Consider the following 24,637-nt stretch of genomic DNA (forward strand, 5'->3'; position numbering starts at 1 on the left):
CTCATGGCATCTATTGTTCAAAAAAACAGTAACTTGTTAAACAGGACTAAAGCAATCCTCATACCTTAATATCAATAAGTGTGACTTGAGTCGTAAAATTCGATTGCTGTGGCTTGGTTTCCGTTACGGTTAGGCTAGAGAGCTCTAGCCCCAGTTCTTTCAATTGAGTGGAAAGCTGCTCCAAAGATCTTGCAACTCGTTGCTTCAAGGGGTCGGTTTCGCACCATATCTGACAATTCAGGCTCTGTTGCTCACCGTTTAGGGTCAGTTTGACCACCATTTCATCGTTTTCCACATTCAGCTGCAGGATGACTTCCCAATCGGAGTTCGGCTTGGTGTGTTTGCGAAAAATCTCAATTTGTATGGATTCCAATCGATCTTGGTTGGCCAATGGCAGTTCCAAAGAGAACAACTGAGGGTTTTCAAACAGTTGGAGTTGTTGAATGCTGAGTTTGTTGATTGCTTGACTGATCAGGTTTGAAAGCTGTTTGAGAGGACCGGAAGACGGGGCCTGCTCCAGGGCTTTAAAGGTGTTTTGTTGAAGCTTGAGAAGTTGAGCTTTGGTGTCGGAGCCGAGCTTTTTGTCATCGGATTTAGTGCGAAGTTTGTTTTCTAAAAAAAGTCCACTGTTACTGATACTGGTTTTGAGTTGGGATCCGTTTAAAAGCGGAGTTGGCTTTAAGGTCAGTTCAATCAGTTGATTAATGATGGTTTGAATGTTTTGCGGCAAATTGGGTAGTTGGTTGATGCGTTGCAGGGCTTGATGAATCGCTAATTGACTGCCTAAGGATTGCTTATAGCCAGTTTGTAAACTCAATTGCGTACTTGAATGAAGTGACGGTTCTGGCTTGGGGATGGTTAAGACCAAAGTTGGCTGGGTTTGTTTGACGGTGACTTGAAACGGTCCTTTGGGCACCGGATTCAACTGGTGCTCGGCCAATAACACTTGTTTGCCAACCAGAAGCTGTACCTGATTTCCATTGACCTGTTGCGCACTGACCGTTAAGGTTTGCCCAATTTTGAAATCCGAAATCAATAGAGGCGCATTTGGTTTTATGTGAAGTTGACCAGTTTTTAAGTCGGAGATATTTACCATTTGGGTTAACTTTTAAGTTATTCTTGCAAATTATCCACAATGCCACTGAAACCATTTTGCTTTTTGACGGTAGTAGGGGATAATTTTTACAAATTTTAGAGTTATCTTACTATGAGTGATCGTGAATTTGAGTTTACCGAAAAAGATTTTGCCAGGATTAAAAAACTGGTTTACGACTTTGCGGGTATTGACTTAAATGAATCAAAAAAGAATTTGGTCTATAACCGTTTGTCGAAACGAATTCGATTTTTGGGTTTACAGAGCTTCAGGCGCTACCTGGATTACGTTGAAGAACAAGGGGAAAGTGAGTTTGTTAATCTAATTAACTCGATTACGACCAATTTGACGTTCTTTTTTAGAGAAAACCACCATTTTGAGTATTTGGCCAACACCGTCATCCCGATGTTGTTGCAGCAAAATCAAACAAGTCGCAAGCTTCGTATCTGGTCCGCCGGTTGTTCAACCGGTGAGGAACCTTATTCACTGGCCATTACCTTAAAAGAGACGGTACCCGCGGGTTGGGATGCCAAGGTCATTGCGACCGATCTTGATACTACCGTGGTTGAAACAGCTCTAAATGGGGTTTATCCGATGGAGCGTTTAAAAGGGGTGAGTGAGACCCGTAAAAAAAGATGGTTCTTGAAAGGTAAGGGAGCACAAGACGGCTTGGTAAAAGTAAAGAGCGAATTGCGGGATGTGATTGACTTCGGGCAAATCAATTTGATGAATGAATGGCCCTTAAAAGATAAAATAGATGTCATATTTTGCCGAAATGTTGTGATTTATTTCGATAAGCCGACGCAGTCGAAATTGTTTGGACGTTACGCGGATTTATTGCCTGACCACGGTCACCTGTTTATCGGTCACTCCGAATCCTTGTACAAGGTCTGCGACCGTTTTTCGTTAATTGGTCAGACCATATACAAAAAAGAATATTAAATGCGTTATTTTTCAAAAGAGTGTGAGATTGAGGGAACGGAATGTCTAAAACGAAAGTCTTAATCGTTGACGATTCAGCGCTAGTGCGCAATATGCTTGAGGAAATGTTGTCATCCGATCCGGCGATTGAAGTGGTGGGCACGGCCTCAGACCCTTATATGGCCCGAGATAAAATTAAACAGTTGCATCCGGATGTCTTGACCTTGGATGTTGAAATGCCGCGTATGGATGGTGTGACATTTTTGAAAAACCTGATGCGTTTACACCCCATGCCGGTGGTGATGGTGTCTACATTGACCGAAGTCGGGGCAGATGTCACCTTTGAAGCGCTTGAACTAGGGGCGGTGGATTTTGTCACCAAGCCTAAAATTGACTTAGTGAACACGTTTGAAGATTATACGGCTGAAATTTGTCGAAAGGTTAAGGCTGCGGCTGGAGTCAGTAAGATGGCCTTAGAGCGGAAGTATGCCCGTTACAGTGCCAATCTGCAGAGTAAGGCTCCGGTTGTTAGCTCTAGCCCCGCAAAAAAAGTGGCTGAAAAATATACCGCAGATGCAGTCTTGGCGAAACGTAGCTTCAATAACCGGCATTTTCGCACCACTGATAAAGTTATTGCCTTGGGTGCCTCGACCGGCGGTACCGAAGCGATTAAAGAGGTGTTGATGCGGTTGCCGGCTCGCACTCCCGGGATAGTGATCACACAGCACATTCCGGCCGCGTTCAGTTTGCCTTTTGCGAAAAGAATGGATTCGGTTTCCGAAATGACTGTCATGCAGGCGGAGGATGGGCAGCAAATATTGCCTGGCCATGTCTACATCGCCCCGGGTGGCCGGCACCTTTTGATTGCTCGTGATGGCGCTCGTTATATTTGCCGCTTGAATGATGGGCCTCCGGTGAATCGCCATAAACCTTCGGTTGATGTCATGTTTCGCTCGGTCGTACAGAATGTCGGTCCAAATTCAATCGGCGTATTGTTAACCGGAATGGGGAACGATGGGGCGGAAGGTCTCAAAGAGCTTCAAGGTGTGGGTGCGCCTACTCTGGCCCAGGATGAAAAAACCAGTGTGGTCTGGGGCATGCCTGGAGAAGCGGTGAAACTGGGGGCCGCCGATATGGTTTTGCCTCTGGAGAAAATCGCTCAAAAAATTATAGATTTTGCTGATCAATAGCACTCTCAAATCAATCAAATTCATCATCATGACCAAGTTTGGCATGCACCATGCTAAAATTCCGTTGGTTCAAGCAGGCCTGGCTGCATCGTCAAGAAGCGGTTCAACCTGCTGCAGTTCATATTAAGAGCGCTGAATAAAAGCCTCGTCAATATTCATATAGTTAATTAGAGTTAAGGAAAGGTCGCATGCTTCAAGTCATTAAAAGTTATTGGGCGGCATGGTTGTTCACCGTTTTGGGTGTCGTTTTGAGTTTCTTGGATATCCCTTACATCGCACCGGCCAGTATGGTCATTATTTCGCTTGTTTGGAGCCTTCAGGCGGCAAATTTTGCCAGCACGGCTCAATCAAAGCAAAAGGAGCATGTTGACCTTACCTCTGTAGAGCCGCCCCGTTCTTCAGCAAGCGTTTCCATTTCGACAGTGGACGCGTCGATTCAAACAGTGGTCGGCGATTATGAAGGTGTTATTGAGAGAGAAGTCGAGGTCATCAGCGAAGAGATGGTTCAGGTCAAGGAGTTGATCTCTGAAGCGATTGAAACACTTAATAATAGTTTCTCTGGTTTGCACGAGCAAACCCAAGCCGAATATAAAATGGTATTGTCTCTGTTGGAAAATTTGGGGGGAGATGCCAGTTCTGAGCACATGAGCGTACAGCGTTTCTCTTCTGAGATTAAGGTGGTGTTGCAGTATTTGATTGATCTGTTGACCAATGCCAGTCAACGAAGCACTCAAACCGTTGCTAAAATTGATGATATGGTCGGCCAGATTGAAGCCATCTTCACTCTTTTGGAAGATGTGAAAGGGATTGCCGATCAGACAAACTTACTCGCCTTGAATGCGGCTATTGAGGCGGCGCGTGCCGGTGAAGCAGGGCGCGGATTCGCTGTGGTAGCGGATGAGGTGCGTAAGCTTTCCTTGAACTCCAACTTGCTGAATGAGCAGATTCGTAAACAGGCGGAAAAGGCGCGGGGCACCGTCGATCAAGTTCGCAGCATTGTCAGTGAAACGGCCTCTAAGGATATGGAGCATGCCGTTTCTTCTCAGTCCAAAGTGGATGGCATGCTGAATGACCTTGAGCAAATGAACGTGGGGATTTCCGATAAACTGGGTGATATCTCTTCCGTGATTTCCGAAATTGAGGTCAGTGTATCGAATGCCATGCGTTCCTTGCAGTTTGAAGACATTGTTCGACAGTTGGTTGAGCAGAGCATGAGTCACTTGTCCGGTTTGAATGAGTTTTCAAATAAAATCAGTCAGTTCCTGGCCGAAAGTGTGAATGTGCCGGTGGCGTCTGAAGATGAATTTAAAGAACGCGTTGAACAGCTTAAGTTGATTATGCAGCAGCAGCGACAGCAAATTGAAGACAACCGCATGACTCGAGTGAAAGCGGACAGCATGGATGAAGGCGACGTAGATCTCTTTTAGTAAGGAGTAGGTTCCCACTTCGCGATACTTATAAAAAAAGCCCCAATCGGGGCTTTTTTTATAAGTATCGCGAAGTGGGAACTTATGAAGGAACCATCCCGCCCATTTTATCGTTCCAGAGACTGCCCAAAATTAAACTGAAAAAGATACCGGTTGCAAACACAATATACCAATAGCGTCTTAACTTTATTTGTTGTTGGCTTTCATGTTCTGGGCGATCCTTAAAAAACACCAATAACAAACCGATTGCCGAAATAAAGCCGGCAATATTGGCAAAATAGTGTATTTGTGTGAGTAAGGATGTCACGCCCAGCAGTAGAATGACAGCGTAAGTAATCAGCAGTGGTTTCATCTAGAATCCTTTTAGATTTGATGGGTTGAACAGTCTGTTGTGTTCGTATTGTATTGAATTTATGGATTCGAGTTAAGCGTTTATGTAATCGAAGCGAGGTGAAAGATGTATAAGTTTTGTTTTTTTGTACCGGAAAGCCATCTTGAAGCGGTCAAGAAAGCGGTGTTTGCTGCGGGTGCGGGTAGAATCGGCTCCTACGATCATTGTTGTTGGCAGGCCGAGGGAATGGGACAGTTTAGAGCTCTAGAGGGAAGCCAGCCGTTTATCGGTGAGTTAGGGCAGGTGGAAAAAGTGAAAGAGTATAAAGTTGAAATGGTCTGTGATGAGGCTTTTATTCGGCAGTCGATCGGTGCGTTGCTGGCGGCACACCCATACGAAACTCCAGCTTATGAAGTTTATCAATTAGCCCAATTTCCTGACTAGAAAAATGGTTAAAGAAGGGAATGCTTTTATTTGCACTGTTAATGACCTCTTATAATTTTATTTTATAAGTAGGTAAAAATAAACATATAAGAAAAGTTTGATATGGCTACGTAATTCTATTAACATGAAACCTGTTGTTAAACAACACTCCTCTTGAAGAGCAACTTCATTTAGCCACTTTGGGCCAAACCCAGTTAATTGTTTTAACTGGGTTTTTTTATTTTCGCTTCTTTTGCTTCAGGACTTATTCGGCTTTCTCGAACTTGATTAACTCAATGTTGAAAATCAGGGTTTCATTAGGTCCGATGCGATTCCCAGCCCCTTTTTCGCCATAGGCCAGTTCTGCAGGAATGTAGACTTCCCATTTTGCACCTGCATTCATTAGCTTAAGTGCTTCTCCCCAGCCTTTGATGACATTGCTCATTTGAAATTCCAGTGGAGAGCCGCGTTCATAAGAGCTGTCAAATACGCTGCCGTCAATTAGGCTTCCTTTGTAGTGCGCAGTAATCATATCGTCTTCAGTCGGTGACGGGCCTTTGCCGGCTGTGATGATTTTGTATTGCAAACCACTTGCTGTGGTTTTGACGCCGGTTTTGCTTTTGTTTTCAGCCAAAAAAGCTGCCCCGGCCTGGGCGTTTTCATCGGCCAATTTCTTACGCGTTTCCAACTGCTTTTGCATTAAGGCTTGTTTGACCTCGTTTACCGCGGTCTCCATCTCTTCCTGACTTAATTTTAAAGGTTTATTTTCCAGGCTGTCCTGCATTCCCTGAGCCAAGGCATTGACATCAATCTGCAAGCCTTGCTTGGTGAAGTTTTTAGCCAAATCCACTCCCAGTGTATAACTGGCTTTCTGTTCGACTGTTTTAAGTTGTGTGTCAGCCGCCAAGCTAGCTGCTGAGAATGTAAGGCCGATGGCGACCAATAATGCTTTTTTCATAAATCTTTCCTTATCAATAGCGGAGGTAAGCAAGTAGATGTAATAAAAAAACCACCAGGATGGTGGTTTTTGAAGACGAAATCAGTTGCCTAGATTGTCTAGATATTTTTCAGCATCCAGGGCCGCCATACAACCGGCACCCGCTGAAGTGATGGCCTGTTTGTAATGTTGATCCATCACGTCACCGGCTGCGAAAATTCCCGGGATCGAAGTTTGCGTGGCATTGCCTTGCAAACCACTCTGCACTTTAAGGTAGCCGTTCGTCATTTCCAGTTGATCGGCAAAAATGCCAGTGTTTGGCGTATGCCCAATGGCGATAAAGACACCGGCTACGTCAATCTCTTTGCTCTCTCCAGTTTGGTTGTTTTTCAAACGTAAACCGGTGACGCCCATGTTGTCGCCCAAAACCTCTTCAAGCTGGCTGTTGAATTCGATCTTGATGTTGCCATTGGCGGCTTTTTCATGCAGGTGGTCGGCCAGGATTTTTTCTGAGCTGAATTTATCTCGGCGATGAACAATCGTGACTTCCGCAGCGATGTTAGATAAATACAAAGCTTCCTCGACGGCGGTGTTTCCGCCGCCGATGACCGCCACCTTTTGATTGCGGTAGAAGAATCCGTCACAGGTTGCACAGGCCGAAACGCCTTTGCCTTTGAATGCCTCTTCGGATTCAAGTCCCAAGTATTTGGCGGAAGCCCCGGTGGCGATAATCAACGCATCGCAGGTATACTCGCCTGAATCGCCAATCAGCTTGAAAGGTTTGCTGGTCAATTCAGCCGTATGGATATGATCGAAAAGGATTTCTGTTCCGAAGCGTTCGGCGTGTTTTTGCATGCGCACCATCAGATCCGGGCCGGTCAATCCTTCAGGATCGCCTGGCCAGTTATCCACTTCTGTCGTGGTTGTCAGTTGGCCACCTTGTTGCATTCCTGTCACCATGACCGGTTCTAAGTTAGCACGCGCCGCATAAACCGCAGCCGTATAGCCGGCTGGTCCTGAACCCAAAATGAGTAGTTTGCAATGTTTTGTCGCCATAGTGTATTCCTTATTACATTTATCTAACAGAGTGAGTGTATCGGATTTACGCCATTAAATTCAACTGGCTTTGTTTTCTTCCCGGTCATCTCTGAATTATTCAGAATTATTAATTTACCGATATGCTAAAATTTTAGCAGTTTTTAATGGATAAACCAGACCCACCGGTACGAATATTCACGAATCGCGAGGAACTGGTTTATGTCATTGTCTTCGCCCCAAGGGCAAAATTTTCATGTAGTTGAGTGTAACAGAGAACCCATATTTTCAATGACCTTTAAACCCGTTAAATCACGAGCCGATTCAAATTCAACCTCAAGCGACGAACCTCAAAGCAAAAGTCGTTTCAACTGGGTGCTCAAGGATGCCTTGGTACTCAGTTGCATTGGATTGGCTTTTTTCCTGTTTATTGTGTTGTTCAGTTACGATCCACAAGATCCCGGGTTTGATTCGGCAGGGGGCGTCTATGAACTGAATAATTATGGAGGTAAAACCGGAGCCTGGTTATCCTCGATGATTCTATACGTGTTCGGTATTTTTGGCTTTCTGATCCCATTCGGGATTCTCCTGGCCGGCTGGGTCACCCTCAAAATTCGTTCCGAAAGTGATTTGGATTATGTGCGTTTTGGTCTGAGTCTGGTCGGCTTGCTGCTGCTGATTTCTGCCGGTGCGGGCTTGGCCAATCTGTATCTGCAACCGGACAACGCCATGATACGTTTGCCATACTCCGCAGGGGGCGTCTGGGGCTACGAGCTCAGCAGCTGGTTGGTCAGCAGCATCGATTTGCTAGGAGCGACCTTGTTTCTATTGGTGGTGTTTGCCATCGCCTTAAGCATGCTCAGCAGTTATTCGTGGCTGACGATCATTGAAGTGACTGGGCGCCTTGCTTGGCTATTAAGCCAAAGCATTCAACAAAAATTACAAAAGCAATTGGATCAGAACGAGGGTCTAAAAAAATGGTCTGATAAAGTCCGCTCTAAATCCGGCCGAGCAGAATCGGCAGGCCTGGTCTCGACAAGTAAAACGAGCGAACCTCGGGTAAAGGATAAGGCTCGATCCAAAATTATCGCTGCATTTAAAAAGTCGGACTCGGTCAGTCAAGAATCGGCTATCCAGCCGAACGAACCCACTTTGGAAAGTGCTTCAATCAAAGAGACCGACTTGGAGGATAACAGCCCGCCGTTTGAAATCGATCAGCCTGCCGTATCTAAAGCTGCCTCCGAACCCAAAGTGGGTAACTTATCGCACGTTAAGGTCGGTAGTAAACAAAAAGCCAGTAGCACGGTGCCGATTGTGCAAAGCGGTGACTTGCCGAGTCTGGATCTGCTCGATCCGCCACCTGATTATGAAGAAGGCTTTTCGGAAGAAGATTTGAAATCGCTCTCAAGCTTGTTGGAGCAGCGTTTATTGGAATTTGGCGTGACCGTCAAGGTAGAATCGGTGCAGCCCGGTCCGGTGGTCACTCGTTTTGAGATCCTGCCGGCACCCGGGGTGAAGGTCAGCCAGATCAACAATTTGGCGAAAGATTTGGCTCGTGTTTTATCCGTTAAATCGGTGCGTGTCGTGGACATTATTCCAGGCAAGGCGTTTGTGGGTATCGAGATCCCGAACGAGCAACGTGAATTGGTGAGTTTCAGAGAAGTCCTGTCTTCAGACGAGTTTCAACGTGCTAAGTCGCCGTTGACGGTAGCGTTAGGTAAAGACATTTCCGGCAAGCCGGTGGTCGCCGACATCGGCAAAATGCCGCATCTGTTGGTGGCGGGGACCACCGGTTCGGGTAAATCGGTGGGGGTCAACAGCATGATTCTAAGCTTGCTTTATAAGAGCCGGCCGGATGAAGTGCGTCTGATCATGGTCGACCCTAAAATGTTGGAACTGTCGATTTATGAGGACATTCCACATTTGTTGACGCCGGTTGTCACGGATATGAGCGATGCCGCCAACGCCTTGCGCTGGTGTGTATTTGAAATGGATCGACGTTACCAATTGATGGCCAAAATGGGTGTGCGTAATATCGCCGGTTTCAATCTTAAGGTTCAAGAAGCAATCGATAAGGGAGAACCGATCATCGATCCGATGTATCAACAGGCCGCTAATTACGGCCATGATATGGGAGAAGCGCCGCCAACGCTTGAGACATTGCCTTACATCGTGGTGGTGGTCGATGAATTTGCCGACATGATCATGGTGGTGGGCAAGGAAGTCGAGCAGTTGATTGCACGTATTGCGCAGAAAGCCCGTGCGGCTGGGATTCACTTGATTTTAGCGACTCAGCGTCCGTCGGTGAACGTCATTACCGGTTTGATCAAGGCGAACATTCCCACCCGTATCTCTTTTATGGTCAATACCAAAATCGATTCGCGCACCATTCTTGACCAAGGTGGGGCGGAACAGCTGTTGGGCATGGGGGACATGCTGTTTCTGCCTCCGGGTTCCGGTTCGCCGCGTCGTGTTCACGGTGCCTTTATGACGGACGAAGAGGTGCATAAGGTTGCCGAGTTCATCAAGTCACAAGGGCAGCCGCAGTATCTGGAAACCATTACGCAGGGTCCAACTTCGGATAACGGTGGTGATGGCGGTTATGAAGATGCCGAGCAGGATGCCTTGTATGATGAGGCGGTAGAATTTGTGGTTCAGGGACGACGGGTTTCGATCTCATCGATTCAGCGGCGTTTCAAAATCGGTTATAACCGCGCCGCGCGGATTGTGGAAACCATGGAAGCCGCAGGCGTGGTGTCGTCGATGCAATCCAACGGCAACCGTGAAGTATTGGCGCCTAAACCGCAGGAGTAAGATGGTGGATTGCCCGTGTCATTGCTGTGCACCTGATCAATTAGCTTGAATTTAAACCCCATAAAGAAGAGTCTTCGATGAAAATCAAAAAAAGTGTGAAATGGCTTGCCGCCATCAGTTTATGGGCGGCTTGGCCGGTGTATGCCGAATCGGCTTTACAAACTTACGTGAACCAGCTGAAAACCTTCAGTGCCGATTTTGAGCAGATTCAGCCGGATGAGACCTTATTTGAAACCTATCCTTCCAGTGGCTACTTCAAACTGCAGCGTCCGGGTAAGCTGGTATGGCACTATCTCAAGCCCGAATCGCAGAAGATTGTGGTGGATGGGGTCAACCTTTGGGTGCAGGACGATGACCTGGAACAGGTGACAGTGCGTTCTATTGATGATATCAAGGCTGAGATTCCGTTGAGTTGGTTGCTTTATGACGAGCCGATTGAAGACCGTTTTACCATTATTCCGGCTGGAAACCGTAAAGGCATGGAGTGGTTTAACCTTCAGCCAAAAGCGGCGACTTATTTCCAGAGCATTGAAATCGGTCTGAAAGACGGGCAGATGAAAGAGGTGTGGATGTATCAGAGTGCCGATAACGTCACCCGAGTACGCTTTAAAAACATAAAAATGAACCAGAGTATTCCTGGCAGTGAATTTGTGTTCATTCTTCCGCAGAATTTTGATCAAGTAGGACAGCCTCGATAATGACTGTCTATCAGCCGCTTTCCGACAGACTGCGCCCTCAAAAACTTGAGGACTATGTTGGGCAGACCCATCTGTTGGGCTCCAATCGCGCCTTGTCGAGAATGTTTTCAAGTGGTAATTTGCATTCTATGGTGTTCTGGGGGCCGCCGGGAACTGGAAAAACCACCCTGGCACGCCTGATTGCAAAGCAGTCTGACTTGCAGTTCATCAGCCTGTCCGCCGTGCTGGACGGCGTCAAGGAAGTGCGCGCCGCGGTGGAACAAGCCAAACTGCATCGCCAGCAGTTTCAGCAAGGCACACTGTTGTTTGTGGATGAAGTGCACCGTTTCAATAAAGCGCAGCAGGATGCATTTTTACCGTTTGTGGAAGACGGCACCTTTATTTTTATTGGGGCCACCACTGAAAACCCATCGTTTGAGCTCAATAATGCCTTGTTGTCACGTGCCCGGGTTTACGTGCTGCGCAGTCTAGAAGAGTCGGAATTGGCGCAGGTTTTAGAGCGCGGCATCGACTTACTGTCCGCAGATTTGCAGCAGGCGGCGGGATTGCGTCTGCAGGTTGAGGAATCCGCCTGCCAGTTGCTTTTGGAGGCGGCGGATGGCGATGCCCGGCGTTTGCTGAACCTCTTGGAACAGGCCGCCGATTTTGCCGAACCGGTAAGTGATGACGAGAACTCCGAAAGCGACCCGACAGAATCGGCAGGCCTGGTGGTTTTGAATCAAGATCATTGTAAAGAGGTTATTCAAGGCGGGTTAAGACGTTTTGACAAGGGAGGCGAGGCGTTTTACGATCAGATTTCCGCTTTGCATAAATCGGTGCGCGGTTCCGATCCCAATGCGGCACTCTATTGGTTGGTGCGTATGTTGGACGGTGGCGTCGATCCACGCTATCTGGCAAGACGTCTGGTGCGCATGGCCAGCGAAGAGATCGGCAATGCCGACAATCGCGCCTTGCAGGTGGCCGTCAATGCGGCCGAAGCCTATGAGCGCCTGGGTTCACCGGAAGGCGACCTGGCACTGGCGCATGCCGCCACCTATCTGGCGGTGGCCCCCAAGTCGAATGCAGTTTACATGGCCTATAAAGCCGCTCTGAAAGACGTTCAGCAACATGGCTCTTTTGAGGTGCCCTTGCATTTGCGCAATGCGCCGACCAAACTCATGAGTGAAATGGATTACGGTAAAGGCTATCGTTATGCGCACGACGAACCGGATGCGTTTGCGGCGGGTGAGAGTTATTTTCCGGAAGAGATGCCGGAACGCGATTATTATGAGCCGGTCGAGCGGGGCTTGGAAATTAAAATCGCGGCTAAAATGCAGCATCTGCGCGAGCTCAATGCAAAGGCCATTTACAAACGCAGAAGCTAAAAATTTTTCAGATTGAAATCGGGGAGACATGATGGGGTTAAACATGACGGCATGGGCTTGGTTTGCAATCGCCGCTGGAGGTGCTTTGGGCGCTTTGTCGCGTTTTGCGCTGTCTCACCAGGTGTATCAATGGTTGGGGCGTGATTTTGCCTGGGGAACCCTGTCGGTGAACCTGTTGGGCTCCTTTGTAATGGGGTTGGCCGCCGTTCTGTTGGTCGATAAGCTGGGCGCGTCCAACGAGTGGCGTCTGTTTATCATGGTCGGCTTTCTCGGCGCCTTCACCACCTTCTCCACTTTTTCCTATGAAACCATGCAGTACCTGCAAGTCGGCGAGTTCAATAAAGCTTTTTTCAATATCGCTGTCAGTGTCATCACCTGTCTGCTGGCTGTATGGGTCGGCATGCTCGCCGCAAGGCAAATGTAAATGGGTGTGGGCGTTTGGCTAACATCTGCCTGTTTGGGTTTACATTTGCGCCTTTTTCAAACCTATTCACCTGTGCACGCATTTGACCTTGGAATCGATGTGTAAATTCGCTCTGAATTCGTCGGAGCGCCATCAAATTAGTGTTAAAATAGGGCGCAAATTTTCAGGTGTTTTTGACACTGCAAAACAGAATGAATTAAATACAGAGAGCCATAATGTTAGACGCTAAGCTACTGAGATCAGACCTGGAAACGGTTGCCGAAAAATTGAAAACACGCGGTTTTGAATTGGATACCGCGCAGATTGAGGCTTTGGAAGCGCAACGCAAAGAGTTGCAGGCCAAGACCCAATCCCTTCAAGCGGAACGTAACAGCCGTTCAAAAGGCATCGGTAAAGCCAAAGCCAATGGCGAAGACATTGCGCCTTTGTTGGCGGAAGTGTCCGACTTGGGCGATCAGCTGGAAGCCGCCAAATCCGCTTCGGATGAAGTGCAGTTAGCGCTGGAAGACATTTATGCCAGCATTCCCAATCTTCCGCATGAATCCACGCCAGTCGGTGGCGGAGAAGAGGAGAATGTCGAAGTCCGTAAATGGGGCGAACCCAAACAATTAGATTTTGACGTTCAGGACCATGTGGATCTGATGGAAGCACGCGGCTGGTATGACAACGACGCCGCCGTTAAAATTGCCTCTTCACGTTTCTCTGTATTGAAAGGTGCGGTTGCCAAATTGCAGCGCGCGTTGACTCAGTTCATGTTGGACAGTCACGCGCAGAGCGGTTACAACGAAGTCTATGTGCCTTATATCGTCAACCAGCACAGCTTGCGTGGAACGGGGCAATTGCCTAAGTTTGAAGAAGACCTTTACAAGCTCAGCAAGCACGAAGAACACGACACCAATGACCGCGACCTGTATCTGATTCCGACCGCCGAAGTGCCGATTACCAACCTGTATCGCGATGAAATCATAGACGAAGCCGATTTGCCGATCCGTCTGGCAGGGCATACCCCATGTTTCCGCTCCGAAGCAGGCTCTTATGGGCGCGACACCAAAGGGCTGATTCGTCAGCACCAGTTTGAAAAAGTCGAGATGGTGCAGATCGTGCATCCGGACACCTCCTATCAGGCACTGGAAGAGTTGACCGAGCAGGCTGAATCGATTCTGAAGAAGCTGGGGCTGCCGTACCGGGTCATGGCGTTGTGCAGTGGCGACATCGGCTTCTCATCCGCTAAGACCTATGATCTGGAAGTCTGGTTGCCGGCGCAGAAGGCTTATCGCGAAATTTCGTCCTGCTCCAATTTTGAAGACTTTCAGGCACGTCGTTTGATGGCGCGTTTCCGTTCCGGTCAGGATAAACCGCAACTGGTGCATACTCTAAACGGTTCCGGTTTGGCGGTAGGGCGCACCTTGGTGGCGGTACTGGAAAACTACCAGAATGCCGATGGCAGCATCACCGTTCCCGAAGCCCTGCGTCCCTACATGGGCGGGATTGAGGTACTTTAATCCTTCTTTGCAAATAGCCGCAAATTTAAAAGCATTTTCTGCTGAGCATAAAAACCAGGCCTGCTCATTTTCGGCAGGCCTGGTTTTTTTATGTCTTGAGGTAAAGCAGGCGTAAACACAGTTTACTGCTTAAAGTCATATAACCGCGTTTCAAACTCCACCACCTTATTATTCACTACCTTCACACCTTCCTGTTCCAAAAGTTCGATTTTGGTCGCGCTTCCCAACGCATACTGACCCACTTCGCCATTACTTTTCACCACTCGGTGGCAGGGCACCTTTATTAAATTCGGGTTGTGCGCCATCGCATTGCCCACCGCTCGGTATGCCTTGCTATTCAAAACCTCTGCAATGGCTTTGTAGGTAGTAACTCGCCCCTTGGGAATACGCTTCAGCAACGCGTAACAACATTGGTTAAAGTCGCAAATCTGTGAATCTGATGGGTCAGTGGATTGGGTCATAGAAATGAACAGGCCTGGTTAAAAAATTGATATCTAAGAGTTTAAATCAGCGTGGATAAAATTTTACAAAAATATGACCAAAACGCCTTGCAAAAAACTCTCAGGGCTCTATAATACGCCACATCAAACATTGGTGGACTGGCTGAGCGGTTGAAGGCGGCGGTCTTGAAAACCGTTGTAGGTTTGTAGCCTACCTGGGGTTCGAATCCCTAGTCCACCGCCATATCCTAAAACCTCGTATCGGGTAACTGATACGGGGTTTTTTTATGCCTGTTTACTTACTTCTCAAGCCTTGAAACGCTTATCACCTTAACGTTCCTGAACTAATGTGAACTCAGCGCTCAGCCAGACAAATTTTGTCTTCTTTATTTTGTTTAGCTTGATACATGGCGGCATCGGCCATAGCAATAAGGTGTTCAAGGTTTTCACCATGTTGTGCAGAAAGGGCGATACCGATGCTGCCGCTTAAATGCAGTGTGTGAGGCGCGACTTGAATCGGCGCGCTGATCTGTTCATTCAATTTGTCGGCCAGATGTCTGGCATCTAGGGGACGTTTGATATTTGGGGTGATAATAGCAAACTCATCTCCACCCAGTCTTACCACTATGTCTGAAGTACGAACGCTGTTTTGAATGCGTTTGGCAATGATCTTGAGGACTTCGTCTCCAATGTTGTGGCCATATTGATCGTTAACCGGTTTAAAACCATCCAGGTCTAGAAAGAATACCGCGTAGGGAATGTTGTTGAGGCCGTTTAAAATCTTATTGCGTGTGCTTTTCTGATAGAGCGTGTGGCGATTGTAGAGTCCGGTCAGTTCATCATGATAGGCCATGAAATGGGTTTTGTTTTGAAAGTAGAGTTTATCTTGACGATAGGTGGCAAGAAGATAGGCGAATATGGCAAGTATGATCAGCGACGCGGCCAAAAAGGGGAGCGCTTCTCTGAGCAACGCATCCGTTTGCGGGGAAAAGGAGTCTTTGGGTATGAAACTGACTAATATCCAGCTGTAGTCGTTCAGGTCTTTTTGGGTTGCAAAGGGGTGATTGTCAAAATCATAGCGCCAGCTGTCCGGGAAGGTGTCAGGTTTTAACGGCAGAATGGTTCGGAATGTGTATAAGCCCTCAGGGGTATTGATTTGACCAAGGGATTGTTTTTGAATGCTTTGCCACAGTTCAGGCTCTTGGTAAGCAAATGAGACTTGCTGTTTGTCGGCGAACATGAACCCCCATGCCTGATTGGGTTTCAGGCCTTTCAACCAGTAACCGTCTTGGTCGAGCAACATCATTTTTGCAGGTGAATCCACAATATGTGCTGCATATTCGAGTGCTTCAAAAATGCGGTTACCCAAATAGTTTAAAACCAGAATGCCTTGTGGGTTGCCGGCATCGTCAAAGATATTCATTCCTGCACGGATCATCGGTTTATACGGAATCTCCAGTTGGTTGTTCTCTATGTTCAGATCCATTCTGGATACATAAATTTGCCCGGATTGTAGGTTGCAAATGTCGCTCACATAATAACGGTGTGCTTTGTTTTGCAGTTCGTCTTCGGGCACAATGTTTGGCAGGCCGTCGTTGAAGTTGACGCGAACCAATTCTTGTCCTTGGTGGCTGATGTAGCGAATTTGGTCATAGCGCCCACGTCCTTTGGTAACCGTCAAGTAAGTGTCTGACAGCATTTTTTTGTAGGCCTTAAGCGCTTTCTCAGACTTGGGGGCGGTGTTATGGATTGGCAGAGAGGCAAGGGTTAAGAGGTCAGAAAGCATCTCTTCATACTCTTGCATAATGGCTTTTTCATGAATGCTGAGTACGTGCTGCTCTTGATGTTTTAAAAAATCAAATTCCTGTTGAGATTTCAGTAAATACCAAAAGATGACAACGCTAAGAAGAATGAATGTCAATCCGCTGAAAATGATTGCGAACTGTTTTAAAAGCGAGGTGTTTATTGATTTGTATCTTGCCATTGCCATAGTATAAATCAAACTGCAGTGGCGACTGTTTGAGTTTGACAAAAATCGCAGGGGGCAGACCGATTATAGCTGCCAAGTTGAAGAGGGGAGTTGTGGGTCATGATTCATCGCCAGTTTCTATTGACTAGAATTATAGGTAAAAATAGAGAGTTTTTATAGAGGCGATTGTCTGAAATTGACAGGGTTTGTTGGCCATGTCGGCTTACTTTGGATGTTGATTGCGCAATCGACTGTGTATAGCACGTACGGTTTGAAACAAATGAAAGTGTTGGATTATGAAGTACAGAATGCCTCCAAAAATCACGCCAAGCAGGATATTGCCCAGAAAAAACGGTTGCCATATATGCGGAAACACTTCATTAAACCAAGCTTCGGAAGCGATGGGGATATTAGATGAGATGTCGTAGAGGTCTGGTGTGCCCATCACCAAGACACCGAACTTGTATCCGCCATACCAGATGGGCCACATGGTCAGCGGGTTGGTAATCCAGGCAAGGGCGGTGGCCAGTGGGATATTGGCTCTGATGTAATAGGCGAGTACCGAGCCGAGCACCATTTGAAAAGGAATCGGCAGCATCATACAGAATGCACCAATAAAGCCGGCACGAGCGAACGACTGGCGGTCTCCGGCCCAATACACACGATCTTTGAATCGTGGAAAATATTTTTTCAGAAAAACCGACTGCTTGGTCTTGCGGCCGATCTGATGAATTTTTAAGCGTATGAATCTTAACATTTTTTAATCATATCAAACTTCAGGAGCTAGGGTGTGGATAAGATTCTAAAACCATCTTGGGTTTTGCGCATCATTTGATTGCAATAAACTCACTCAGCTGTTTGGGGACGCAATCGAATTTCAGCGGGTGAATGTCGGGTAGCCCATTTTTAAAGCTCACCGGACGTTCTCCTTGGATCAAGGGTTGCAGATATCCCAAGGCGCTGGGCGTGATGTCCATGCCATCCTCGCTCAGAAAGTCGTCGGGGACCAGATACTCCAGATCCGCAACCGCATTCAGTTCCACGTTTTTATAGTGCCAGCTCAGCGGCTGTTCACTGGTCAGCTTGATGACGGGCAATACTCCATGTTCACCGTCCAGCGCGGCTTGCACGGCAGCTTCGCCCGCTCCATAAGCCATCTCCCAATCGGTTTGGGATACAAGGTGACTGGCGGCGCGTTGCAGATAGTCCGGCACGGCACTGTGCGTTTTGCAGTCAAACGTCTGGCTGACGATTTTGGCAATAGTATGAGCCACACCACCCAGCTGGGTGTAGTCTTTGAGATGGGTGTGCTCGACATTCTCAATGGATATGTATTGGCCGTTCTCATCGGTCAGCCCTTCGGAGACGATGCAGGTGCAGTAACCGTGACTCTTGATGAAAGAATCCACTTTTTCAAGAAACGCCTGACGGTTGAAAGCGCGTTCGGCAGGCAGAATGATGAGGGGGGCGTCGGGAATTTGCTTTTTAATCAGGCCTCCGGCAATCGCCAGCCAGCCCGCATTGCGCCCCATTGCCTCTATGGCAAAAAAACGGGTGGAGGTGTTGCGCATGGAGTATAAGTCCAACGTCGCTTCAAGCAGACTGGTAGCCAGATATTTGGCGGCACTGCCGAATCCCGGGCTGCAATGCGAAAATGCCAAGTCATTGTCAATGGTTTTGGCGACGCCGATGCAGATCACCGGATGACCATGTTCGCAGCAATAATCCGCCACCTTTTGAGCCGTGACCATTGAGCCGTTGCCGCCGTTGTAGAAAAAGTAGCCGATATCGTAGGTTTTAAGAACCTCCAGAACACGCTGATATTGCTGAGGATTGTCTTCGATCGGGTCCAGATCGAATCGGCAAGCCTCAAAAGCCGCTCCAGGCTGGTTCTTGATGCGTTCCATGGTGTTTTCAGGCAGGTTGGTGATGTCCACCAAAGCCTCTTCCAGCACGCCCTTTATGCCGTTAATGGCGGCGTAAATACGATTGAAATGCTTAGGATGGCGTTGACATGTTTCGATGACACCCGCCGCACTGGCGTTGATCACAGCAGTTGGGCCGCCGGCCTGTGCGTAAAGTACGTTTTTTGAAGGAGTGGTTCTTGAAGGTGAAATGCCCATGGTTTTGCCTGTCGTTTTCGATGAATGGCATTATAACGAATTGAGGCAGGCACTAAGTTGCTTTTTAATGACGCTTTAAAAACACTATTCCCTGTTCGATGTGCAGGTCAGCCTGACCCTTCAATAAGCTTTGCAGAGGTTTTAAAACCAGCAGGGCGCGCCATCCGCTCAAGGAATCGCTGCTAGACGTTCGGATCAACTCCTGCAACTCGGATTTGTGGATCAGATTATGCATATTAATGCGGTAATCCAGAGCGATCTGCTGGCAATAACTCAGGCACAGGTTAAGCAACACGTCTTCCTGTGGCGTGACGGGCGCCGGTTTTGGCTCGGGTTGCGGCCAGTTTTCCGGGGAAGTGGCAAACACCTGGTCAATGCATTCAATCCATTGCGTCCCATAGTCTTTTACCGAAGAGGGTTTGACGTGCGGCACTTTATAAAGTGCTTCAACCGTTTGCGGCGGACGTTTGGCAATGCCGACAATGACCTCGTCGCTCATGACCCATTTTTTGGGTTGGTTATGCTCTATCGCAAAACGCTCGCGCCATTCTGCCAATGCGTACACGATGGCCAGTTGCTTGGGTTTGAAATTACGAACCCCTTTGACCTTGCGACCGGCCTGCTTCGTGTCGGGTTTATATAAGCTTTCGTCAAGCAGGGCTTGGCAATCTTGTTGAACTGCATGCAACTGTTGCGGCGTGAGCGCCTGCATGAATTTTTCATATAGGGGAGCTAGATAATGGACGTCATCGATGGCGTATTGAATCTGCTCTTCGCTTAAGGGGCGGGCATGCCAGTTGGTGCGGGTTTGGGTCTTGGGCAGTTTGTGATTGAATTCGGCTTCAACCACCCGCGCAAACCCGGCAATATCACCGTGTTTGAAAAAAATGGCTGCCAATTGGGTGTCGAAAATTGACACCGGCATTTTGTGCGCAAGTTGATACAATACCTCAATGTCCTGACGGGCGGAATGGAACACTTTGAGCAGGCCTGGTTCACAAAGCAGGTCAATCAAGCCGGTAAGTTGACCGTTTTCCTGAATGGCCAGCGGATCGATGATCGCCACTTCACCCTGATTGTCCTGAATTTGCACCAGACTCAATTCGGCAAAGTAAGTGTCGGTTCGGATGAATTCGGTATCGATGGCGATCCAGTTGATATCGGCATCATCAATCAAATGTTGGCTATAACGGTTAAGTTCGTCTTCGGTTTGGATTGAGAGATAGGGTATGGTTTGCATAGCCAAAGTTTAAGAGCAACCTCAGCAGAGAGCAAGGATAATTGTGTGAAAAGGCAAAAGATTCATATTTTGGGCATTGCGGGTACCTTTATGGGAGGCATCGCGCAGATTGCCAAGGCGATGGGTCATGAGGTCAGCGGTTCCGACAAGGCAATCTACCCACCGATGAGCACGCAATTGGAACAAGCTGGTATCGAGGTCAGCAATGAGCAGGATCTGGATTTTTTAAAAGCCGAACCCGATGCGGTGGTTATTGGCAATGCGTTGAGTCGCGGGCATGTTGCGGTCGAGGCCACTTTGAATGCGCAACAGGTCTACACCTCGGGGCCCCAATGGCTGGCGGAAGAGATTTTGAAAGACCGCTGGGTGATTGCGGTGGCGGGCACGCACGGCAAAACCTCAACCGCGTCCATGGTGGCGTGGATATTGGAATACGCCAAACTCAATCCCGGCTTTTTGATCGGTGGCGTGCCGGAAAACTTTGGCGTGTCGGCGCGACTCGGGGATTCTCCATTTTTTGTGGTGGAAGCCGACGAATACGACACCGCCTTTTTCGACAAGCGTTCCAAGTTTGTGCATTACCACCCAAGAACGTGTGTGCTCAATAATCTGGAGTTCGACCACGCCGATATCTTCGATTCCATCAAGGACATTCAAAAACAGTTTCATCATTTGGTACGCACCGTGCCGGGCAATGGTTTGATTGTGATGCCCAGCGATGAATCCAACTTGGAAGAGGTGATCGAACAGGGCTGTTGGACCCCGGTCGAAAAGCAGGGCTCATCTGGAGACTGGAGTTACGCACTCTACGAGCAAGATGGCTCCGAGTTTGAAGTGAGGTATCAAGGCAGCTGTTTGGGACGGGTCAAATGGGATATGAACGGTTTGCACAATGTTCGCAATGCCTTAAGTGCGGTGGCCGCCGCAGTACATTGCGGCGTGCCGGCGCGCATAGCGGTGGAAAGCTTATCAAGCTTTAAAGGTATTCGCCGCAGAATGTCGTTGGTGGGTGAGGTCAATGGTATCCGCATTTATGACGATTTCGCCCATCATCCAACCGCCATCGCCACCACCTTGCAAGGCGCCAAACAGCGGTTGAGCAAAATGAGCAGGCCTGGTTCAAGTTCGTCGGGCCGGCTGGTGGCGGTGTTTGAACCGCGTTCCAATACCATGCGTTTGGGCGTGCATGCGCAAACCTTACCGGCTGCGTTTGATCAAGCCGATGCGGTTTATGCGTTTATCGACCCGGAATGGAACTGGCAATTGCCGCTCGAGGACTTTAAGTCCGAAGTGTTGGTGAGCCACAGTTACGATGACTTGTTGGAGTCTCTGTTGAAGAATCTGGCGAGTGGCGATACGGTGGTGATTATGAGCAATGGCGGATTTGGCGGTCTGCACCAAAAGTTGCTTTATGCCTTGATTGAAGCAAGTTAAGCCGGCTGGTTTGGTATGTGGGCCTTATTGGAAGTTGGCATTTTGCTGTTGGTGGTGTTTTGGATTGTATGGATGATCAAGCCGCCTAAGTCCAAAAATCCGCCAAAAGGAAAGTAGTCTTTAAATGGAAGCAAAGCACAACGGGAGTTCAGCACAGCCACCGATTTCCGATGCGTTTGAAACGCTGATCTGGGAGTGTTTGAAGGGGGGTGGGCGCGTCCGCGAATATGAGTTGATGCAGTACCTGAGTGCCGAAGGCTGGCTTGAGTTTAAACCGAGTTTGGACGAATTGGCGTTGTTTCGCGCACACTTTCTGCTGTTTCATCTGCTTTATCGGCTTCAAGATCGCTGGCAAGTCGAAGGGCGTGGCCGTTTGTCGATTCATACTACCTGCATCCAACTGCAAAAAAGCGCTTTGGATGTTGACGCTGATGGGGATTCTAAAAATTCGGCAGGCCTGTCCAAATCCGATCCGATCAAAGCCTATTACCTTGATTACAACGAGTTTCTGAACACCCAGAAAGAGGAGGTCATCGGCTTGCTGGAAGATTTCTGGCGGCGCTTGGCCGGACACCAGCCGGTTTCTTTGAAAACAAACACCAAAGCAGAGGCTTTGCAGTTACTGGGCATGGTTCATGCGGATGTTACGCCTCAAGCCGTCAAACAGCGATTCCGTACACTGAGTCAACAATATCACCCGGACAAGGGCGGTGACGCACATCAATTTCGGCAGATTTGCGAGGCCAGGGATATTCTGCTGTCGAGTTTAGGATAAGCTGAAAAGAGCGAATGAGATTATTGGGGGCTGTTCAATCAAGCCGTTCCAATGAGAATTCTGCTTTGCAGAGTGGTTTATTTTTACGGTAGTGACTGATTAAAGTCTCGGACCACATTAAGGCACGTTTAGGCAGGCCTGTCTCCAGATAGTCATGGACTTGTTTGAGCACCGCTTGTTTAAAGTTTTCTGAAACTCCGGCTTCGCCATTCAGATTGTCGGCGCTGAAATGGAATCGAAAATCGGCCGATTGCGAAAAAATCCACTCCAATGCCTGAGGTTTGACTTCCACTTTTTCAAATTGGACTTGCTGTTGAGCACTGCGTCCATCCGGTTCATACCAGTAACCGAAATCTTCCAATAAGCGTCTTTCTTTACCGGCAACACACCAATGGGCAATTTCATGGAGAGCGCTGGCAAAAAAACCATGTGCAAAGATAATACGGTGAAAGGGATGTTGGTCATCGGCAGGGCGATAGATCGGTTCCGCTTCGCAGCATACCAGTTGGGTACGGTAGGTGGATGAGAAGGTTTCATTAAACAGGGCTACCGCCTGTTCGGGAGTGTGTTCAGACATTTTGATTAATCGTGTTTGGGATTGCTGATGCAGGGTTGGTCAGACCCAAGGCTCTTTTAGGGAGCCTTGGATCTTGATTTGAAAGCGTTACAGTTTAGCCATCACTTTATGGGCGGCTTCAATGGTGGCGTCAATGTCGGCTTCGGTATGGGCAGCTGAAACAAATCCGGCTTCAAATGCCGAAGGGGCCAGATAAACACCTTCATCCAACATGCCGTGGTAAAAGGCTTTGAAGCGTTCCATGTCACCTTTGGCGACTTGGGCAAAGCGGGAGATGTTTTTGTCTTCACTGAAGAAAAAGCCAAACATGCCGCCAACCTGATTGGTGGTAAAAGGTATGTTGTTGTCATCCGCCGCCGCTTGCAGGCCTTTTACCAAACGGGTGGTTTTCTTTTCCAGTTCTTCGAAGAACCCCGGCGCGCTGATCAGTTCCAGGGTTTTCAGACCGGCGGCCATTGCAATCGGGTTTCCGGACAGGGTGCCCGCTTGATAGACCGGGCCCAAAGGCGCGATGTGCTGCATGACTTCTTGCTTGCCGCCAAACGCGCCCACCGGCATGCCGCCACCGATGACTTTACCGAAAGTCGTCAAATCTGGAGTGACGTTGTAACGTCCTTGCGCACCTTGCAGGCCAACGCGGAAACCGCACATGACTTCGTCAAAAATCAACACCGCACCGGATTCGTCACATACTTGACGCAGGGTTTCAAGAAAGCCTTCTTCCGGCGGAATGCAGTTCATATTGCCCGCTACCGGCTCGACGATGATGCAGGCGATCTGATCACCAATCTCGGCAAACACCTTACGAACCTCATCCGAATCGTTATGGGTTAAGGTCAAGGTCTCTTCCGCCAGTGCCGCTGGAACCCCGGGAGAAGAGGGTACCCCCAAGGTCAAAGCACCGGAACCGGCTTTCACCAACAGGGAATCGGAATGGCCGTGGTAACAGCCTTCGAATTTGACGATTTTGTCGCGACCGGTGTAACCACGCGCCAGACGAATTGCCGTCATAGTGGCTTCGGTTCCGGAACTCACCATGCGCACCATGTCCATGGAGGGGATCAGGTCGCAAACTAGGTCGGCCATGGTGGTTTCGATTTTGGTCGGGGCGCCGAACGACAAGCCGAATTCGGCTTTTTCCTGAACGGTTTTAATTACTTCGGGGTGGGCGTGCCCCAAGATAGCAGGTCCCCAGGAGCCGACGTAATCGATGTAGGTTTTGTCGTCTTCATCGACCAGATAAGCACCTTTTGCCGCTTTAAAGAAGACCGGATCGCCACCGACACTCTTAAAGGCTCGTACAGGTGAGTTTACCCCGCCCGGAATATGTTTTTGGGCGGCTTGAAATAGATCATGTGAGTTGCTCATCGGGTTTCCTTTAATGCTTTAGAGTTGAGGGCTCATTTGTTTGATGCGTTCGCTGACGAGGTCAAATTGGACTTCTCCCACCTGACGGTAAACGATGTTGCCATTGGGGGCGATTAAAAAACTGGTCGGGGTCAGCAGAACTTCGCCAAACGCTTCGGCGATCTTGCCGTCCTTATCCATTACAAAAATAAACGGATAGGGATTGTTCTGAATGAATTTTTCCACCTGTTTGGCGGGGTCGTAGTTCATGGAAACGGCGACGATTTCAAAGCGGTCGCCCAGAGTTTGTTTCATCTTGGCCAGGTGCGGCATCTCTGCAATGCAGCCGGGGCAGGAGGTGGCCCAAAAATTAACCAGTATCGGTTTTTTAGGTTGGCTGAGGTCGATGCTTTGCCCCTGCGAATCCTTAACGGTGACACTGGGCGCTTTGCCCAAACCGTCCGAAAAAACCGTGAAGTAAAGTAGGCTGCCTAATAAGGCCACCACTAAAATCCCGAAAAGTTTACTGCCAATGTTTTGCATAGGAAAAATCACTTCTGTTATGGGTCTTGT

General features: G+C 48.4%; 23 protein-coding genes and 1 tRNA gene. 12 read left to right on the forward strand and 12 right to left on the reverse strand.

Going from position 1 to position 24,637, the window contains the following annotated elements:
* Positions 1-58: 58 nt before the first annotated feature.
* Positions 59-1,096 (reverse strand): flagellar hook-length control protein FliK, encoded by a 1,038-nt coding sequence (locus B076_RS0104620; RefSeq protein WP_028486281.1) that lies wholly within the window; start codon positions 1,094-1,096, stop codon positions 59-61.
* Positions 1,097-1,207: 111 nt separating this feature from the next.
* Between B076_RS0104620 and B076_RS0104625 the strand changes: the two genes are divergently transcribed.
* From B076_RS0104625 to B076_RS0104635, 3 genes are all read left to right on the forward strand, one after another.
* Complete coding sequence (locus tag B076_RS0104625) at positions 1,208-2,035, forward strand: CheR family methyltransferase (protein ID WP_028486282.1); 828 nt, start codon at positions 1,208-1,210, stop codon at positions 2,033-2,035.
* Positions 2,036-2,076: 41 nt separating this feature from the next.
* Complete coding sequence (locus tag B076_RS0104630; RefSeq protein ID WP_028486283.1) at positions 2,077-3,204, forward strand: protein-glutamate methylesterase/protein-glutamine glutaminase; 1,128 nt, start codon at positions 2,077-2,079, stop codon at positions 3,202-3,204.
* A gap of 188 nt (positions 3,205-3,392) precedes the next feature.
* Positions 3,393-4,631: a methyl-accepting chemotaxis protein gene (locus B076_RS0104635; protein ID WP_028486284.1), complete on the forward strand. Its 1,239-nt coding sequence runs from the start codon at positions 3,393-3,395 to the stop codon at positions 4,629-4,631.
* 82 nt (positions 4,632-4,713) lie between these two features.
* On the opposite strand, the gene B076_RS0104640 is transcribed toward B076_RS0104635, so the two are convergent.
* Positions 4,714-4,983: a hypothetical protein gene (locus B076_RS0104640; protein ID WP_028486285.1), complete on the reverse strand. Its 270-nt coding sequence runs from the start codon at positions 4,981-4,983 to the stop codon at positions 4,714-4,716.
* A gap of 105 nt (positions 4,984-5,088) precedes the next feature.
* On the opposite strand from B076_RS0104640, the gene B076_RS0104645 reads away from it, so the two are divergent.
* The gene (locus B076_RS0104645; protein WP_028486286.1) at positions 5,089-5,406 is read left to right on the forward strand and encodes a Nif3-like dinuclear metal center hexameric protein; all 318 of its coding nucleotides are present in this window, start codon (positions 5,089-5,091) and stop codon (positions 5,404-5,406) included.
* 244 nt (positions 5,407-5,650) lie between these two features.
* On the opposite strand, the gene B076_RS0104650 is transcribed toward B076_RS0104645, so the two are convergent.
* A complete protein-coding gene (locus B076_RS0104650) occupies positions 5,651-6,343 on the reverse strand; it encodes an FKBP-type peptidyl-prolyl cis-trans isomerase (RefSeq protein ID WP_028486287.1) in 693 nt (230 codons plus the stop codon).
* 81 nt (positions 6,344-6,424) lie between these two features.
* A complete protein-coding gene (trxB, locus tag B076_RS0104655) occupies positions 6,425-7,378 on the reverse strand; it encodes a thioredoxin-disulfide reductase (RefSeq protein ID WP_028486288.1) in 954 nt (317 codons plus the stop codon).
* Between the two features lie 270 nt (positions 7,379-7,648).
* Between trxB and B076_RS0104660 the strand changes: the two genes are divergently transcribed.
* From B076_RS0104660 to serS, 5 genes are all read left to right on the forward strand, one after another.
* Positions 7,649-10,171: a DNA translocase FtsK gene (locus B076_RS0104660; protein ID WP_028486289.1), complete on the forward strand. Its 2,523-nt coding sequence runs from the start codon at positions 7,649-7,651 to the stop codon at positions 10,169-10,171.
* Between the two features lie 77 nt (positions 10,172-10,248).
* Complete coding sequence (locus B076_RS0104665) at positions 10,249-10,869, forward strand: LolA family protein (protein ID WP_028486290.1); 621 nt, start codon at positions 10,249-10,251, stop codon at positions 10,867-10,869.
* Positions 10,869-12,233: a replication-associated recombination protein A gene (locus B076_RS0104670; protein WP_028486291.1), complete on the forward strand. Its 1,365-nt coding sequence runs from the start codon at positions 10,869-10,871 to the stop codon at positions 12,231-12,233. The genes B076_RS0104665 and B076_RS0104670 overlap by 1 nt, the downstream gene beginning before the upstream one ends.
* 28 nt (positions 12,234-12,261) lie before the next feature.
* Positions 12,262-12,657, forward strand: a complete 396-nt coding sequence (crcB, locus tag B076_RS0104675) for a fluoride efflux transporter CrcB (protein ID WP_211230181.1) — start codon at positions 12,262-12,264, stop codon at positions 12,655-12,657.
* Positions 12,658-12,872: 215 nt separating this feature from the next.
* Positions 12,873-14,159, forward strand: coding sequence for a serine--tRNA ligase (gene serS / locus B076_RS0104680; RefSeq protein ID WP_028486293.1), 1,287 nt, complete (start codon positions 12,873-12,875; stop codon positions 14,157-14,159).
* 122 nt (positions 14,160-14,281) lie between these two features.
* Here serS and B076_RS0104690 read toward each other — a convergent pair whose 3' ends face one another.
* Positions 14,282-14,620, reverse strand: a complete 339-nt coding sequence (locus B076_RS0104690; RefSeq protein ID WP_051347174.1) for an MGMT family protein — start codon at positions 14,618-14,620, stop codon at positions 14,282-14,284.
* A gap of 132 nt (positions 14,621-14,752) precedes the next feature.
* Between B076_RS0104690 and B076_RS0104695 the strand changes: the two genes are divergently transcribed.
* Positions 14,753-14,843, forward strand: a tRNA-Ser gene (locus tag B076_RS0104695).
* A gap of 111 nt (positions 14,844-14,954) precedes the next feature.
* On the opposite strand, the gene B076_RS0104700 is transcribed toward B076_RS0104695, so the two are convergent.
* The 4 genes from B076_RS0104700 to B076_RS12110 form a co-directional block, all read right to left on the reverse strand.
* A complete protein-coding gene (locus tag B076_RS0104700) occupies positions 14,955-16,589 on the reverse strand; it encodes a GGDEF domain-containing protein (protein ID WP_028486295.1) in 1,635 nt (544 codons plus the stop codon).
* A 202-nt stretch (positions 16,590-16,791) separates the two neighbouring features.
* Positions 16,792-17,325 carry a DUF2062 domain-containing protein gene (locus B076_RS0104705; RefSeq protein ID WP_028486296.1) on the reverse strand — a complete coding sequence of 178 codons (534 nt, stop codon included), beginning with the start codon at positions 17,323-17,325 and terminating at the stop codon, positions 16,792-16,794.
* A 70-nt stretch (positions 17,326-17,395) separates the two neighbouring features.
* Entirely contained in the window at positions 17,396-18,691 is a 1,296-nt protein-coding gene (locus B076_RS0104710) for a 6-phosphofructokinase (RefSeq protein ID WP_038150420.1), read from the reverse strand.
* A 64-nt stretch (positions 18,692-18,755) separates the two neighbouring features.
* A complete protein-coding gene (locus B076_RS12110) occupies positions 18,756-19,931 on the reverse strand; it encodes a ribonuclease D (RefSeq protein WP_051347175.1) in 1,176 nt (391 codons plus the stop codon).
* Between the two features lie 45 nt (positions 19,932-19,976).
* On the opposite strand from B076_RS12110, the gene mpl reads away from it, so the two are divergent.
* Positions 19,977-21,365, forward strand: coding sequence for a UDP-N-acetylmuramate:L-alanyl-gamma-D-glutamyl-meso-diaminopimelate ligase (gene mpl, locus B076_RS0104720; protein WP_084205705.1), 1,389 nt, complete (start codon positions 19,977-19,979; stop codon positions 21,363-21,365).
* Positions 21,366-21,489: 124 nt separating this feature from the next.
* Positions 21,490-22,140 carry a DNA-J related domain-containing protein gene (locus B076_RS12115; protein WP_051347176.1) on the forward strand — a complete coding sequence of 217 codons (651 nt, stop codon included), beginning with the start codon at positions 21,490-21,492 and terminating at the stop codon, positions 22,138-22,140.
* A gap of 34 nt (positions 22,141-22,174) precedes the next feature.
* Here the strand turns inward: B076_RS12115 and B076_RS0104735 are convergent, their stop codons facing one another.
* The 3 genes from B076_RS0104735 to B076_RS0104745 all read right to left on the reverse strand — a co-directional run bounded on the left by B076_RS0104735 (position 22,175) and on the right by B076_RS0104745 (position 24,607).
* Positions 22,175-22,717: an elongation factor P hydroxylase gene (locus B076_RS0104735; RefSeq protein ID WP_028486299.1), complete on the reverse strand. Its 543-nt coding sequence runs from the start codon at positions 22,715-22,717 to the stop codon at positions 22,175-22,177.
* 87 nt (positions 22,718-22,804) lie between these two features.
* Positions 22,805-24,085 (reverse strand): glutamate-1-semialdehyde 2,1-aminomutase, encoded by a 1,281-nt coding sequence (hemL, locus tag B076_RS0104740; RefSeq protein ID WP_028486300.1) that lies wholly within the window; start codon positions 24,083-24,085, stop codon positions 22,805-22,807.
* Positions 24,086-24,103: 18 nt separating this feature from the next.
* Complete coding sequence (locus B076_RS0104745) at positions 24,104-24,607, reverse strand: peroxiredoxin family protein (RefSeq protein ID WP_028486301.1); 504 nt, start codon at positions 24,605-24,607, stop codon at positions 24,104-24,106.
* Positions 24,608-24,637 lie beyond the last annotated feature (30 nt).

The sequence above is a fragment of the Thiomicrorhabdus chilensis DSM 12352 genome (assembly GCF_000483485.1).
Lineage (GTDB): Bacteria > Pseudomonadota > Gammaproteobacteria > Thiomicrospirales > Thiomicrospiraceae > Thiomicrorhabdus > Thiomicrorhabdus chilensis.

What these genes read in the sequence shown, in the direction of transcription:
- B076_RS0104670 (WP_028486291.1), top strand. Translation starts at nt 10,869, where the DNA reads ATGACTGTCTATCAGCCGCTTTCCGACAGACTGCGCCCTCAAAAACTT.
- B076_RS0104745 (WP_028486301.1), bottom strand. Translation starts at nt 24,607, where the DNA reads ATGCAAAACATTGGCAGTAAACTTTTCGGGATTTTAGTGGTGGCCTTA.
- B076_RS0104620 (WP_028486281.1), bottom strand. Translation starts at nt 1,096, where the DNA reads ATGGTAAATATCTCCGACTTAAAAACTGGTCAACTTCACATAAAACCA.
- B076_RS0104665 (WP_028486290.1), top strand. Translation starts at nt 10,249, where the DNA reads ATGAAAATCAAAAAAAGTGTGAAATGGCTTGCCGCCATCAGTTTATGG.
- B076_RS0104635 (WP_028486284.1), top strand. Translation starts at nt 3,393, where the DNA reads ATGCTTCAAGTCATTAAAAGTTATTGGGCGGCATGGTTGTTCACCGTT.
- B076_RS0104650 (WP_028486287.1), bottom strand. Translation starts at nt 6,343, where the DNA reads ATGAAAAAAGCATTATTGGTCGCCATCGGCCTTACATTCTCAGCAGCT.
- B076_RS12115 (WP_051347176.1), top strand. Translation starts at nt 21,490, where the DNA reads ATGGAAGCAAAGCACAACGGGAGTTCAGCACAGCCACCGATTTCCGAT.
- B076_RS12110 (WP_051347175.1), bottom strand. Translation starts at nt 19,931, where the DNA reads ATGCAAACCATACCCTATCTCTCAATCCAAACCGAAGACGAACTTAAC.
- trxB (WP_028486288.1), bottom strand. Translation starts at nt 7,378, where the DNA reads ATGGCGACAAAACATTGCAAACTACTCATTTTGGGTTCAGGACCAGCC.
- B076_RS0104660 (WP_028486289.1), top strand. Translation starts at nt 7,649, where the DNA reads ATGACCTTTAAACCCGTTAAATCACGAGCCGATTCAAATTCAACCTCA.
- hemL (WP_028486300.1), bottom strand. Translation starts at nt 24,085, where the DNA reads ATGAGCAACTCACATGATCTATTTCAAGCCGCCCAAAAACATATTCCG.
- crcB (WP_211230181.1), top strand. Translation starts at nt 12,262, where the DNA reads ATGATGGGGTTAAACATGACGGCATGGGCTTGGTTTGCAATCGCCGCT.
- B076_RS0104700 (WP_028486295.1), bottom strand. Translation starts at nt 16,589, where the DNA reads ATGGCAATGGCAAGATACAAATCAATAAACACCTCGCTTTTAAAACAG.
- serS (WP_028486293.1), top strand. Translation starts at nt 12,873, where the DNA reads ATGTTAGACGCTAAGCTACTGAGATCAGACCTGGAAACGGTTGCCGAA.
- B076_RS0104710 (WP_038150420.1), bottom strand. Translation starts at nt 18,691, where the DNA reads ATGGGCATTTCACCTTCAAGAACCACTCCTTCAAAAAACGTACTTTAC.
- B076_RS0104705 (WP_028486296.1), bottom strand. Translation starts at nt 17,325, where the DNA reads ATGTTAAGATTCATACGCTTAAAAATTCATCAGATCGGCCGCAAGACC.
- B076_RS0104690 (WP_051347174.1), bottom strand. Translation starts at nt 14,620, where the DNA reads ATGACCCAATCCACTGACCCATCAGATTCACAGATTTGCGACTTTAAC.
- B076_RS0104640 (WP_028486285.1), bottom strand. Translation starts at nt 4,983, where the DNA reads ATGAAACCACTGCTGATTACTTACGCTGTCATTCTACTGCTGGGCGTG.
- B076_RS0104645 (WP_028486286.1), top strand. Translation starts at nt 5,089, where the DNA reads ATGTATAAGTTTTGTTTTTTTGTACCGGAAAGCCATCTTGAAGCGGTC.
- B076_RS0104625 (WP_028486282.1), top strand. Translation starts at nt 1,208, where the DNA reads ATGAGTGATCGTGAATTTGAGTTTACCGAAAAAGATTTTGCCAGGATT.
- B076_RS0104630 (WP_028486283.1), top strand. Translation starts at nt 2,077, where the DNA reads ATGTCTAAAACGAAAGTCTTAATCGTTGACGATTCAGCGCTAGTGCGC.
- B076_RS0104735 (WP_028486299.1), bottom strand. Translation starts at nt 22,717, where the DNA reads ATGTCTGAACACACTCCCGAACAGGCGGTAGCCCTGTTTAATGAAACC.